Below are 13,327 nucleotides of genomic sequence, written 5' to 3' on the forward strand. Positions count from 1 at the left end.
GTCGTCAGTCGACGTATGACGGGCCCAAGAAAGCAATCCGGAAACCGGATTCGTCTCGAACATTCCGACGTCGCGCGTGTCGTCGGAGGAAAAACCGATTCTGCCCCCAACAATATTCGGGGCTTGACTTATCTGGGAATACTTCTTGTCCGTATAGACATACTGGGCATTCCCTGAACAGGCTGAAACAAGACGTTCAGTTTGCAACACGCCGACAGTTCAGCCGATGAGAATTCACTGTCGGCAATCTTGCCGCGACCGCGGCATCAGCCGATCGTGCACACTCGCATCGACAGCAACGGGCCCCGCCGACAATCTCGGCGGGGCCCGTGGCGGGCAGACCGGTCAGTCCTCGTACGCATCCAGCGGCGGGCACGAGCACACCAGATTGCGGTCGCCGAACGCACCGTCGATGCGCCGCACCGACGGCCACACCTTCGGGCGGGTATGGCCGATCCCACGCGGGTACACCGCGGTCTCACGGCTGTAGGGGTGGTCCCACTCCGCGACCAGACTGGCCGCGGTGTGGGGTGCGCCGCGCAGCGGGTTGTCGGTCACCGGCCACACCCCGGCGGCGACCTGGTCGATCTCGCCACGGATGGCGATCATGGCGGCGATGAACTCGTCGATCTCTTCGAGGTTTTCGCTCTCGGTGGGCTCCACCATCAGGGTGCCCGCCACCGGGAAGCTCATGGTCGGCGCGTGGAAACCGTAGTCGGCCAGTCGTTTTGCCACGTCGTCGACAGTGACGCCGGTCTGTTTGGTGATCTCGCGCAGATCGAGGATGCACTCGTGGGCGACCATGCCGTTCTCGCCGGTGTAGAGCACCGGGAAGTAGGCATCGAGGCGGCGGGCGATGTAGTTGGCCGACGCGATCGCGGTCAGGGTCGCCGCCCGCAGGCCCTCGGCGCCCATCATCCGGATGTAGGCCCAGGTGATCGGCAGGATCGACGCGGAGCCGTAATTGGCCGCCGACACCGCGTGCGAACCGGCTTCGAGGGGATTACCGGGCAGGTACTGCGCCAGGTGCGCACCCACCGCGACCGGGCCCACTCCCGGACCGCCACCGCCGTGCGGGATGCAAAAGGTCTTGTGCAGGTTCAGGTGGCTCACATCGCCACCGAATCGGCCCGGACGGGCGAGGCCGACCAGGGCATTGAGGTTCGCCCCGTCGACGTACACCTGGCCGCCCGCATCGTGCACGAGCGCGCACAACTCGGCGACCTCGTGTTCATAGACGCCGTGGGTGGACGGGTAGGTGATCATGATGCAGGCCAGCCGCTCGGCGTGGTCGGCGATCTTGGCGCGCAGGTCGTCGAGGTCGACGTCGCCGTTCGCGCGGCATTTCACCACCTCCACGCGCATGCCCACCATCGCCGCCGAGGCCGCGTTGGTGCCGTGCGCGCTGGAGGGGATGAGGCAGGTGTCGCGGTGGTCGTCGCCGCGATCGAGGTGGTAGCGACGGATCGCGAGCAGGCCCGCGTACTCGCCCTGGCTACCCGCGTTGGGCTGCAGGCTCACCGCGTCGTAGCCGGTGATCTCGGCCAGCCACCGCTCGAGGTCGGCGACCAGTGCGCGGATGCCCGGGGAGTCCTCCGTCGGCGCGAAGGGGTGCAGGCGGGCGAAACCGGGCCAGGTGATGGGCTCCATCTCCGCGGTCGCGTTGAGCTTCATCGTGCAGGAACCGAGCGGAATCATGCTGCGGTCGAGGGCGATGTCCTTGTCCGAGAGCGCGCGCAGGTAGCGCAGCATGGCGGTCTCGGTGTGGTGGCGGGTGAAAGCCGGGTGGGTGAGGTACTCCGAGGTGCGCGTCTCGATCACGACGAGCTCGGTGCCCGCGCCCGCGTCGGGCGTCGACGCGGTGCCGAAGGATTCGACGACGGCGGCGACGTGCGCGTCGGTGGTGGCCTCGTCACACGCGATCGCGACATGATCGGCGTCGACCAGGCGCAGGTTGATGCCCTTCGACTTCGCCTTGGCGACAACGGCTTCCGCACCGCCGGGCACCTGGGCGAGCACCGTGTCGAAGAAGGCGCCGTGCACCACTGCCCCACCGAGACCGGTCGCGACAGCCGCAGCGTGCTCGTGCACCCGGCGCGCGATGGCACGAAGACCGTTGGCACCGTGGTAGCTCGCGTACATGGCGGCGACGATGGCCAGCAGCACCTGGGCGGTGCAGATGTTGGAGGTGGCCTTCTCGCGGCGGATGTGCTGCTCACGAGTCTGCAGCGCCAGGCGGTAGGCGGGCGTGCCGTCGGCATCGACGGAGACACCGACCAGGCGACCGGGCAGCTGACGAGCGAACGCCGTGCGCACGGCGAGGTAGCCGGCGTGCGGGCCACCGAAGCCCATCGGCACACCGAAGCGCTGGGTGGTGCCGAAGCACACATCGGCGCCTTGCTCACCGGGCGGGGTGATCAGCGTCAACGCGAGCAGATCGGCGCCGGCGGCGACCAGCGCGCCACGCTCGTGGGCGGCGGCGAACAACGGGGTCCAGTCGACGATGCGGCCCGACGCGCCCGGGGTCTGCACGATCACGCCGAAGAACTCACCCTCGGGCAGCTCCCCGGTCGACAGGTCGGCCTCGACGATCTCGATGCCGAGCGGCTCGGCCCTGGTGCCGATGATGGTTTTGGTCTGCGGGAACAGGTCGGTGTCGAGGAGCAGCCGGTTCGACTTGGATTTGCCCGCGCGGCGCAGCAGCGTCATCGCCTCGGCCGCGGCGGTGGCCTCGTCGAGCATGGAGGCATTCGCGACGTCCATGCCGGTCAGGTCCGACACCATGGTCTGGAAGTTGAGCAGCGCCTCGAGGCGGCCCTGGCTGATCTCGGGCTGGTACGGGGTGTAGGCGGTGTACCAGGCGGGGTTCTCGAGCAGGTTGCGCACCAGCACCGGCGGGGTGAGGGTGTCGTAGTAACCCAGGCCGATCATCGAGGTGGCGACGGTGTTCGCTTGCGCCAGCGCGGCCAGTTCCTCGAGCACCTCGTGCTCGGAGGCGGGCGCGGGCAGGGCGCCGAGGCCGGACTCGTCGAGGATCGTGGCGGGCAGCGCCGTGGTCGCGAGTGCGTCGACGGACTCCACGCCGATGGTCGCGAGGATCCGGGCGAGTTCGTCGGAATCGGGTCCGATGTGGCGGTCGGCGAACGAACGGGTCACGGCAGCTCCAGGTCGGGCGGGTCGACCTCGTGGTCGACGGGTACCAGCCCTCCCCCTCTGTCTGTGCGCCTGAGAGATTCGGAAACACGATCTTCGAGAGACCGTGCTCCTTTCCCCGTGGGCGGGCAGCCGGATGCCACCGCTTTCCAGAGGCGTCGAATCACCGTGCGGTCCCTGTTGCCTGAGAGATTGACGGGGAGGTGCTGCTCCTTCGGCGCCCGGATTCATACGAACCAAGGACTCTCCCGCACGGCGGCGACGCGCTACCGAGTCTAGATGCAGCAAACCCCCGGTCGCGCCACCAGGGGCACGCCGGGGGTGTAGCTCTCGTCACTAACCGGTTTTTCGGTTCTCCCTCACCTTGCGGCGGAAGGACAGTTCGTCCTCGGGGCGGTCGGTGATCGCGGTGGCCCGTTCTGCCGGGAAATCGGCGATCGCGCCGGTCAGTTCCCGCATCGCGCCACCGACGGCGATGCCGAAAACGCCCTGGCCACCCTGCAGTAAATCGACGACTTCCTCGGGCGAGGTGCACTCGTAGACCGAGGTGCCGTCGGAGAACAACGTGATCCCGGCCAGGTCGCCCACGCCACGACTGCGCAGGTGATCGACGGCGATCCGGATGTTCTGTAAAGAGATGCCCGCGTCCAGCAGCCGCTTCACGATCTTGAGGACAAGGATGTCCTTGAACGAGTAGAGCCGCTGGCTGCCCGACCCGGCCGCACCACGGATCGACGGCACGACCAGCCCGGTGCGGGCCCAGTAGTCGAGCTGCCGATAAGTGATCCCTGCGACCTGACACGCGCTCGGCACCCGGTAGCCGACCAGATCGTCCGGAACCGAGTCGTCCGGGAACAAGCCAGGCTGTACGACATCCTGCGTTTGTTCTTCCACTGATCGCTCCTTCTGCCGACGTTCTCGGGTCGGAGTCACGACGGATGTTGCCCGACTTTCGAGGTTACTCCTGCCATTGTCGGACCTGCGGTGTTGTCACACCAAGCACCAAACGCCGCGATTCCCTGGACCTCTACTTAAGGCTGAGCCTTTTGGCGGCTGGCGCCGCCGGGTTCTCGGCCTGGAAGCCTCGATCTCAACTGTCGGTTGCCTTGAAGTCGTCGGGTGAGACCGACTCCAGGAACTCCTTGAACTTCTCCACCTCGTCTTCGCGTTCGTCGGGCATCACCAGTCCCGCCTCGGCGAGCACCGGTTCCTCGGCGTAGATCGGGCACCCCACGCGCAGGGCGATCGCCACCGAGTCCGAAGGCCGCGCCGAGACCCGCAGGTCGCCGTCGAAGACCAGGTCGGCGTAGAAGGTGCCCTCCTGCAGGTCCACGATCCGCACTTCCTTGAGCGTGTGCCCAAGGTCGGTGATCAGAATCTTGATCAGATCGTGAGTGAGCGGACGGATCGGGGTGACCCCCTCCTGCTCGAGCACGATCGCGGTGGCCTCGGCCTGCCCGATCCAGATCGGCAGATACCGCTCCCCCGATGCCTCCCGCAGCAACAGCACGGGCTGGTTCTGTGGTTGCTCGACACGGATGCCGATCACGCGCATCTCGCTCATGCCTGCACCTCGCCGGCGCTCGGCTCCGCCATGACCGAGTACTCGGCTGTGATCACCGATCGCTCGCTACGCTCGCTCATGAGTTCGTCCTGCCTCCCATACTCGGCCGCCGGCCGGCACGACAGCTGCACAGCTCGCCGTATCACTGAGTCTAGGCGAATTCTGGGGCGCGCAACGGCGACGTTCGAGCCGAAATCGGTGTGTAGCCGGGGTGATACCTGATCACCCCGATGGGTGTGTCAGCCGCCGAGGGCCGTGCGCACCGCGGCTTTCACCAGTGCGGCGTGCAGGTTCAACGACAGTGCCGCGAGTTCGCGGACGGTCTCCTCCGCGCGTGCGCGCGCGTCGGCATCGCGACTCTTCGCGATGGGCGCGGCGATCTGCGCGATCAGTGCGGCCTCGCGATCGGCGGCCAGTTTGAAGGCGCGCAGATGCCGGGCTTCCAGGCCGAATTCGGCCATCGCTTTCGCCGCGTGCGCGAGCGTCACCGCGTCGGCCTCGAAGAACCCCCCGACGCCGGGGACGATGAGCCCCGCGCGCAGCAGATCGTCGAGGAAACGATCATCGATATCGGCCTTGGCCAGCAGATCTGCCCTGGTGAGCCGCACACCGACGTCGACACGCAGTTCCTCGGACGTGATCTCCCCGGGAACGATGCCGAGACGGCGTGGCCCGGCCCTGCCCGGCCCGGCGTCGGCGTCCGCGGAGCCGGACAGACCGTGTGCGGCTTCCGCGGACCCGTGGTGGGAGTGCGCGCGGGCGCGCGCTTCGCGCACGCCCAACGTCGCCGCACCACTGTCGATCGCTTCCAACTGCTCCTTGATCACCTTCAACGGCAAGTACTGATCGCGTTGCGCGGTCAATACGAAGCGCAGCCGGTCGTAGTCGGACACCGAGAACCGCCGGTATCCCGACGGTGTTCGTTCCGGCCGGATCAGGCCCTCGGATTCGAGGAACCGGATCTTGGAGATGGTGATGTCGGGAAAATCTGGTCGCAGCAGGTCGAGTACGGAGCCGATCGACATCCCTCCGCGCGCCCACTGCGCCGCCCCTGTCACAGCACTGTGCCCTTCACGGCCACCAGTACCGTTGGGGTCATCGCGACCCCGCGCCCGACGCCGACTCGTTCGCCTGTGCGCGCGGACCGGTCAGGAAGACCAGCCGGAACTTGCCGATCTGGACCTCGTCGCCGTTCTGCAGCTCCGAGGAGTCCACCGGCTCCCGGTTGACGTAGGTGCCGTTGAGGCTGCCCACGTCGACGACCTGGAACGAATCGTCGTCCTGACGGAACTCGGCATGCCGCCGGCTGACAGTGACGTCGTCGAGAAAGATGTCACTGTCGGGATGACGGCCGGCCGAAGTGGTCGGCTGATCCAGCAGGAAACGCGAGCCCGCGTTCGGGCCACGCTTGACCACCAAGAGGGCCGCACCGGCCGGCAGGCCCTCGACGCCCTGAACCGGCTGTTCGCCGGTCGGCTCTGCGGAGCGCGACGCGTCGACCTCGTTGAGGAAGTCCGCGCGGAAGACCGACGTCGTCTCGGCCGCGGTTTCCCCGTAACCCGGGTCCCTGTTCTCGCTCACCGTTTCTCTCCTCCTCGAACCTGATTATCCATGCAAGCAGGTGCTGTATTCGGCGACACGACCGGCGCGATCACATCGCCAGGAAAAGATCCCGGCGTCGATTCCCCGACGTATCCGCTGTGGCTTTGACCGTACCCTGCCGAGGCGTGCCCGTGCAGGGAGAACTGTGAAGGCTGAGTCAGCCCCCGATAACTCCTTGGTAACCCGCCGCATCCAGCAGTTCACCGAGTGCGGAATCCAGGGTTGCCTCGTCGTCGAATGCGAGCTCGAACAACCAGCCCGCGTCGTAGGGATCGGTGTTGAGCGTCTCCGGTGACTGCACCAGATCTTCGTTCACCGCAACGACTTTGCCGTTGAGCGGAGCGTAGATGTCGGACACGCTCTTGGTCGACTCGACCTCGGCGATGCTGTCACCGACGGTCACATCCTTGTCGACATCGGGCAGCTGAACGAACACGACGTCACCCAGCTGTGACTGTGCGTAGTCGGTGATGCCGACACGGACCGCCGTGGGGCTGGTCCGCCGCACCCATTCGTGCTCTTCGGTGTAGCGCAGATCCTCAGGGGTCCGGGTCACAGGACGTCCTTTCTTCGTCGACGTTGCACGCAACAGTATCGACTAGCTCCCACGGTGCGGCACAGGCGGTATCGATCGCGCGACCGCGACCGCGAGTCCCGCGTAGAGCAACCCCGTCCACACGTAGAGTGCCGTACCCCAGATCAGCAGCGCCCAGCCGAAGGCCCACCCGAAACTCGCGCCCGCCCAGTCCATCTCCCCGGTCAGCATCCACGGCAGAGCCGACATCAGCGCGAAAGTGGCCGCTTTGCCCAGGTAGATCACCTCCGGCGCGGGCAGGTCGCGCCGTTTGTACACCGACAAGGTCGCGGTGAGCACCAGATCGCGTGCGATCAAGATCACTGCCAGCCACCACGGCAGCAGGCCGCGCACGACGAAGGCCACCAGGGTCGTCACCAGATACAGCCGGTCGACGAGAGGATCGAGCAACGCGCCCAGCCGTGAGGACTGATCGAGCAGTCTGGCGAGTTTGCCGTCGAGGAAATCGGTGAAGCCGCTGGCGATCAGCAAAGCGAAAGCCCAGCCGTCGGCATGCCGGACCAGCAGCAGCCACAGGAAGACGGGAATGCCGATCAGCCGCACGACGCTCAGCGCGTTCGGCACGGTCAGGATGCGGTCGCTGAACACGCCACCGGTTTCGGTGTCGTGCGTGCCCGGCGTTCCTGATTCGGTTGCCACGCCCCTGCTTACCGCACCGACCCCGTCCGGCGCCATCCGGCCACGCCGAAACGCCGTCAAGTCCGCTGTGTGTCGAGCGTGGCGCCGCCCGCCGTGCCGCGACCGGCTAACCTGGGCAATCGTGTCCGACAGTGGTATCGATCTGCGCTCCTACGTCTCCGCCGAGGACGCCCGCGAACGCGGCCGCGCCGCCCGGCAACGGGTGCCCGTCACCGAACGGGACCGCGCCGCGCAGAGCCCCGAGCGGCCGACGGTGCGCGAGTTCATCGATATCAGCAACCGGGGCCGGATCGAGCGCCTGCTTCCGCTGCGGATCGGCCGGATGATCGCCTCACCGTTCACCTTCTTCCGCGGTGCCGCGGGCCTGATGGCGGCCGACCTCGCCGCCGGACCGGACAGCGGCCTTCCCGCCCAGATCTGTGGTGACGCCCACGCGGCCAACTTCGGCCTCTACGGCACCCAGCGCGGCGAAATCGTGATGGATATCAACGACTTCGACGAAACGGTGATGGGCCCGTGGGAGTGGGACCTGGAACGACTCGCGGCGAGCCTGGTGCTGGCCGGGCGCGAGAGCAGCGTGGGCGAGGACGAGTGCCTGCGCGCCGCCCGTGACGCCGCTCGTTCCTACCGCCACACGGTGGCCGAGCTCGCCGACATGCCGTTCATGCAGTCCTGGACCGCCTTGCCCGACGAGTCGATTCTGACCAGTGCCAAGGCCGAGGACCTTCTCGACGATTTCAAGAAGGCCGCGAAGAAGGCCCGCAAGAACAACAGTGCCAAAGTGGTGGCCAAGTGGACCGAGCATCTCGACGATCACGAGACCGATATCCGCAAGCGCCGATTCGTCAGTGACCCGCCGGTGCTGACCTCGGTCGACGCGCCGGTGGCGGAAGCGGTGATCGACGGCTTGGAACGCTACGCGAGCACCATCCGGGAATCCCGGCGCAATCTGCTCACCCGATTCGCGGTCTCCGATGTCGCGTTCCGCATCGTCGGCACCGGCAGTGTCGGCCTGCACAGCTATGTGGCGCTGTTGCACGGTAACGACGGCGAGGCGGTGGTGCTGCAGGTCAAGCAGGCGCGCCCGTCCGCGCTCACCCCGTTCGTGCCGCCGACGGCACCTCGTCACGAGGGCGAACGGATCGTGGCAGGCGCGCGGACCGTGCAGTCCGAAACCGACATCCTGCTCGGCTGGACGACCATCGAGCTCGACGAATCGCTGCCGTTCATCGTGCGTCAGTTCCGTAACCTCAAGGGCAGTATCGACCCGGCGGGGCTGTCGGCCGACGATCTGGACGACTACGGCCGACTCGCCGGTGCGCTGCTGGCCCGCGCGCACGCGCGCTCGCTCGACCCGCGCGCGCTGGCGGGCTATCTGGAAACCGACGACGACGATGACGACCGATTCGAGGTATCGGTGGCCCGCTTCGCGGTGCGCTACGCCGACCGGACCGAGGCCGACCACGCCGAACTCGTCGCCGCCGTCGACGCGGGCACGATCCCCGCCGAACAGGACTGACCCAGCTACGATGTACGCCAACGGTTCTCGGCACGGTCAGCGACTGCCGAGCACCGCGCCAACGACCAACGAAGGGCGGTCTCCATGCTCGTGCGCGTGCAGAATGCGGCAGGCAGCGATGCCGAGGCGGCACTGATCGATTGGTTGCGTACCTGGAAGGACCCGTCGAGCCCACACGGCGTCGCCACGATCAATTGCAGCCTGTTCCATCAGGATCGACTGCACCAGTTCGACGCGGTGGTCTGGACCCCGACCAGTTGCGTGGTGATCGAGGCGGAGACGTTCACCGCACCGCAGGACGGCGTGCTGGAGATCCCGCTCAACGGCCCGTGGATGGTCTCCGGGGAACTCGCCCAGTTCGCGGGTTCGGAGAAGACGACGCCACTGGAACGGTCGCGCGAGCACACCTTCGCCCTGCAGGACTATCTCGCTGCCCGCGGGCTCGGCCAGCGGGCGGTGCACGGCCTCGGGCTGATCGTGCCGATGCCCGGCGCCCAGATCGACGTGCACCAGGGCTGGAGCGACCCGAGCTTCGATGTGATCGTCACCGACGACCCACACCGGCTCGAGATGTACTTCGAGTTGCTCGCCGAGAAGGAACACAACCTCTGGACGGCCAACGACGTCGCCATCGCCTTCCGCGGACTCGGCATCCTGCCGTTCCTGCCCGCCCCGCAAGACCTGCTCAACGAAGGTTTCCTCGGTCCGATCGACGTGACGCTGTGGCACGGCGGGCCCACCCAGGCGGCCGCGGAGGCCTATGCCGAGGAGCAGGCTCAGCGCGAACACGAGGCGCAGTCCCAGGGCATCTCCGCCCCGTGGTACAGCCCGTGGAAACTGTATCCGCGGGTCGGCGGCGATCTCGATTTCGGCCAGGCGTTCCTGCGGATCACCCTCGCCCTCGGGATGATCGTGGCGATCGTGTGGGTGCTGTGGTTCCTGGTCACGGCGGTGCTCACCTACGGTCCCGCCTGAGCGAGCCCGGGCGGCGGCTATCGTCGCGTCCGTGATCGACCATGTTCGCAGCTCCACTGTTGCCCGGGTGACGGCGATCGGCACCGGCGCCGCGCTGACCGTCGCGATCCCGTCGACGTTCCCCTCGAACGGCGGAGCGAGCGGATTGGACTCCGTGGTGTCGGACGACACCGTCTCCCCCGGCCTAGCGCACGTGCTCGTCACCCCGAGCAACGCGCCTGTGGTGGTCGCACTGCTCCTGGCCGCGAGTGCCTGGTTCGCGCTGCGTCGACAATGGTGGCGGGCCGCGACGATGCTGGTGGTTCCCGAGATCGCGGTGGCGGTCAACACCTGGTTGCTGAAACCACTGTGGGACCGTCAGCTGGACGACCATCTCGCCTACCCCAGTGGACACACCGTCCACATGGTCGCTGTCGCAACAACTTTCGCGTGTCTGGTGACCGACTCGCGAATACGGACCCTGGTCGCGGCGCTGACCACGCTCGCGCTGATCGCGATCATCCCGGGTATGGCCGAATTGAGGTACCACCACCCCACCGATGTACTCGGCGGGGCGGCGGCGGCAGCGTCGATGGCGATCGGCCTGTGCTGGCTCTCCGACTCCCTACGCGCCCGCGGACGCGCCTAGCGGCGATCGAAAACGCTGGCGTCGTGCAGCATTTCGGCGCGCAGCATCGCCTCCGGCACACCCATCGCCTCCACCAGGGTCAGTGCGTCGGGGCGCAGGCGGTCGACGAGCTCGTTCACCCCGCGCCGCACCGCCTTGGCCCGCTCCACCGACATGAACCGGTGCATGATGTACCAGGCCAGGTTCTCCTCCAGCGAGGCGTACACGTAGAGATCGCAGACGGTTTCGGCGAGCGCCTTCGCGTCCGGGTCCTCGATGGTGGCGATACCGTCGACGAACTCCTCCAGCACGAGCCGGTCGATGTGCGCGGTACCGGCGGCCAGGATGTGGTCCTGGGCGTTGTTGAAGGCCTCGAACGGGCCGGTGTCGGCCGCGCGGGCGCGCAGCCGGTGCGCCGCGGTGCGCAGCAGGTAGTCCTCGCGGTCGGCGAACAGCTGCAGCTGCACGTCACGCTTGGACAGGTCGCCCTCATCGACGGTCTCGTCGTTGCGGTCGCGCAGGGTCTGGATCAGCTGACGCACGCCGGAGCGTTTGCGCACCACGTCACCGGCCATGGTGGCGGCGAAACGCACCCAGCCGAGCGCGTCGAGATCGCGCACCTCGTCGGAGTAGGCGGTGAGCAGTTCTTTCGCCACGAGCTGGGTCAAGACGACGTTGTCGCCTTCGAAGGTGGTGAACACGTCGGTATCGGCCTTCAGCGTCACCAGCCGGTTCTCGGTGAGATAACCCGCGCCGCCGCAGGCTTCGCGGCATTCCTGAATCGCGCGGGTCGCGTGGCGGGTCTGGGCGACCTTGAGGCCGGCGGCACGCTTCTCCAGCGCCCGCTGCGAGCTCGGTTCGACGTCCTGTCCGCGCTGGATCAGATCCATCCGGCGAACCAGGTCGTTCTGGGCGAAGGACAGCGCGAACGACTTCGCGACCAACGGCAGCAGCCTGCGCTGATGGCTGCGGTAGTCCATCAGCAGGGTCTCTTCGCCGGTGTCGGGGTCGGCGAACTGGCGGCGCGCCAGCGCGTAGCGCACGGCGATGCTCAGCGCGACCCGCGCACCCGCGGCGGCAGCACCGCCGACACTGACCCGGCCGCGCACCAGCGTGCCGAGGGTGGTGAAGAAGCGGCGGCTCGGGTTCTCGATCTCCGAGCTGTAGGTGCCGTCCGGGGAGACGTCGGCATAGCGGTTGAGCAGGTTCTCACGCGGGATCCGCACGTGGTCGAAGACGATCCGGCCGTTGTCTACGCCGGGCAGACCGCCCTTGAGTCCGTCGTCGTAGGTGGTCACACCGGGCAGGTCCGCGCCGAGGTCGTCGCGGATGGGCACCAGCAGACAGTGCACCCCCTTGCTCTCGCCACCGACGATCAGCTGGGCGAACACCGCGGCCATCCGCGCGTGGACCGCGGCACCGCCGATGTAGTCCTTGCGCGCCGACGGGGTCGGGGTGTTGATGACGAATTCCTGGGTGGCCGGGTCGTAGGTGGCCGTGGTCTCCAGGTCGGCGACATCGCTGCCGTGTCCCGATTCGGTCATCGCGAAACAGCCGAGCAGATCGAGCGAGATCAGGCGCTTGATGAAGTCGCGGTGGCGTTCGGTGCCCAGATTCTCCACGGCGCCGCCGAACAGGCCCCACTGCACGCCGGATTTCACCCACAGCGACAGGTCGGTGTAGGCCAGCATCTCCAAGCCGGTCACCGCGCCGCCGGGATCGCCGGTGCCACCGTTTTCGGGCCGGAAGCCGCGCTCGGGGTAGCCCATGGTGGCGATGGCGCGCATCTGGTCGAGCACGCGAGCCCGGGCCGCGTGCATGTCGAGTTCGGGGTCGTCGGTGAATTCCACACCGGCGAGCTGGGTTCGCGCCTGTTCCCTGACCGCGCGCCACGGTCCGTCCAGCGCTGCGCGGAGGTGTTCTGCCGTCGTAGATGTGCCGGTAGCCATGGCTTCGACAGTAGCCCGCGCCCTCCGTGTCGCCGGGCCCGAAACTCGGTTCGGGCGAAACTCTTGCCCGCGTATTGAACATCCGTTTAACATATTGAACATGCGTTCAGCCGACCTCACCACCGCTGCCAGGATTCGCGACGCCGCGATCGAATTGTTCGGTGAGCAGGGCTTCGGCGTCGGTGTGCGGGCGATCGCGGCGGCGGCCGGGGTGTCGCCCGGGCTGGTGAACCACCACTTCGGTTCCAAGGACGGTCTACGCGCCGCCTGCGACGATCGTGTGCTCGAGATCATTCGCGACCAGAAGCTGCGCACGATCCAGGCGCCGGAGCCGGCGGGGATCCTCACCGCCATGGCCGAGATCGAGAACTACGCCCCCATGGTGGCCTACATGCTGCGCAGCTTCCAGGCCGGCGGCGCGCTGGCGGAGTCACTGCTCGAGCACATGATCTCCGACGCGGTGCAGTACATGCAGACCGGCGTCGACGCGGGCAAGGTCAAGCCGAGCCGCGATCACGCCGCGCGCGCCCGCTACATCGTGCTCTGCCACGTCGGCGCCATGAACCTGTTCCTCCAGATGCGAATGCACCGAGACGGAAAACTCGACTACCGCAAGGCGATTCGCGATCTGTCCGACGAGGTCACCTTTCCGGCGCTCGAGCTCTACACCCAGGGACTGCTCACCGATTCCACCATGCTCGACACCCTTTTCAAGGAGTAGACG

General features: G+C 67.3%; 12 protein-coding genes and 1 riboswitch. Of the genes, 4 read left to right on the top strand and 8 right to left on the bottom strand.

Annotation, left to right across the window (positions count from 1 at the left end; genetic code table 11):
- Positions 1–345: 345 nt before the first annotated feature.
- From gcvP to ACFWUR_RS11940, 7 genes are all read right to left on the bottom strand, one after another.
- The gene (gcvP, locus tag ACFWUR_RS11910; protein WP_378905837.1) at positions 346–3,156 is read right to left on the bottom strand and encodes an aminomethyl-transferring glycine dehydrogenase; all 2,811 of its coding nucleotides are present in this window, start codon (positions 3,154–3,156) and stop codon (positions 346–348) included.
- Positions 3,157–3,314: 158 nt separating this feature from the next.
- Positions 3,315–3,414: riboswitch (glycine riboswitch) on the bottom strand.
- A 75-nt stretch (positions 3,415–3,489) separates the two neighbouring features.
- Positions 3,490–4,047: a MerR family transcriptional regulator gene (locus ACFWUR_RS11915; protein WP_131816826.1), complete on the bottom strand. Its 558-nt coding sequence runs from the start codon at positions 4,045–4,047 to the stop codon at positions 3,490–3,492.
- A gap of 196 nt (positions 4,048–4,243) precedes the next feature.
- Complete coding sequence (locus tag ACFWUR_RS11920) at positions 4,244–4,717, bottom strand: bifunctional nuclease family protein (protein ID WP_056817654.1); 474 nt, start codon at positions 4,715–4,717, stop codon at positions 4,244–4,246.
- Between the two features lie 239 nt (positions 4,718–4,956).
- Positions 4,957–5,742: a MerR family transcriptional regulator gene (locus tag ACFWUR_RS11925; RefSeq protein WP_378905839.1), complete on the bottom strand. Its 786-nt coding sequence runs from the start codon at positions 5,740–5,742 to the stop codon at positions 4,957–4,959.
- A gap of 70 nt (positions 5,743–5,812) precedes the next feature.
- Positions 5,813–6,298, bottom strand: a complete 486-nt coding sequence (locus ACFWUR_RS11930; RefSeq protein ID WP_056817657.1) for an FHA domain-containing protein — start codon at positions 6,296–6,298, stop codon at positions 5,813–5,815.
- A gap of 178 nt (positions 6,299–6,476) precedes the next feature.
- Positions 6,477–6,875, bottom strand: a complete 399-nt coding sequence (gcvH, locus tag ACFWUR_RS11935) for a glycine cleavage system protein GcvH (RefSeq protein ID WP_378905841.1) — start codon at positions 6,873–6,875, stop codon at positions 6,477–6,479.
- A gap of 42 nt (positions 6,876–6,917) precedes the next feature.
- Positions 6,918–7,553: a CDP-alcohol phosphatidyltransferase family protein gene (locus ACFWUR_RS11940; protein WP_378905843.1), complete on the bottom strand. Its 636-nt coding sequence runs from the start codon at positions 7,551–7,553 to the stop codon at positions 6,918–6,920.
- A gap of 121 nt (positions 7,554–7,674) precedes the next feature.
- Here ACFWUR_RS11940 and ACFWUR_RS11945 point away from each other — a divergent pair, with 121 nt between their 5' ends.
- From ACFWUR_RS11945 to ACFWUR_RS11955, 3 genes are all read left to right on the top strand, one after another.
- Positions 7,675–9,072 carry a DUF2252 domain-containing protein gene (locus tag ACFWUR_RS11945; protein WP_378905845.1) on the top strand — a complete coding sequence of 466 codons (1,398 nt, stop codon included), beginning with the start codon at positions 7,675–7,677 and terminating at the stop codon, positions 9,070–9,072.
- 96 nt (positions 9,073–9,168) lie between these two features.
- Positions 9,169–10,047: a nuclease-related domain-containing protein gene (locus tag ACFWUR_RS11950; RefSeq protein ID WP_378905847.1), complete on the top strand. Its 879-nt coding sequence runs from the start codon at positions 9,169–9,171 to the stop codon at positions 10,045–10,047.
- Between the two features lie 31 nt (positions 10,048–10,078).
- A complete protein-coding gene (locus ACFWUR_RS11955) occupies positions 10,079–10,675 on the top strand; it encodes a phosphatase PAP2 family protein (RefSeq protein WP_378905849.1) in 597 nt (198 codons plus the stop codon).
- On the opposite strand, the gene ACFWUR_RS11960 is transcribed toward ACFWUR_RS11955, so the two are convergent.
- Positions 10,672–12,603: an acyl-CoA dehydrogenase gene (locus ACFWUR_RS11960; protein WP_378905851.1), complete on the bottom strand. Its 1,932-nt coding sequence runs from the start codon at positions 12,601–12,603 to the stop codon at positions 10,672–10,674. The two genes, ACFWUR_RS11955 and ACFWUR_RS11960, sit on opposite strands and share 4 nt — an antisense overlap.
- Positions 12,604–12,703: 100 nt before the next feature.
- Here ACFWUR_RS11960 and ACFWUR_RS11965 point away from each other — a divergent pair, with 100 nt between their 5' ends.
- Entirely contained in the window at positions 12,704–13,324 is a 621-nt protein-coding gene (locus ACFWUR_RS11965) for a TetR family transcriptional regulator (protein WP_378905853.1), read from the top strand.
- Positions 13,325–13,327: the final 3 nt, after the last annotated feature.

The organism is Nocardia sp. NPDC058633 (assembly GCF_042717045.1).
Classification (GTDB): domain Bacteria; phylum Actinomycetota; class Actinomycetes; order Mycobacteriales; family Mycobacteriaceae; genus Nocardia.

What these genes read in the sequence shown, in the direction of transcription:
- ACFWUR_RS11960 (WP_378905851.1), bottom strand. Translation starts at nt 12,603, where the DNA reads ATGGCTACCGGCACATCTACGACGGCAGAACACCTCCGCGCAGCGCTG.
- ACFWUR_RS11965 (WP_378905853.1), top strand. Translation starts at nt 12,704, where the DNA reads ATGCGTTCAGCCGACCTCACCACCGCTGCCAGGATTCGCGACGCCGCG.
- ACFWUR_RS11920 (WP_056817654.1), bottom strand. Translation starts at nt 4,717, where the DNA reads ATGAGCGAGATGCGCGTGATCGGCATCCGTGTCGAGCAACCACAGAAC.
- ACFWUR_RS11925 (WP_378905839.1), bottom strand. Translation starts at nt 5,742, where the DNA reads ATGTCGATCGGCTCCGTACTCGACCTGCTGCGACCAGATTTTCCCGAC.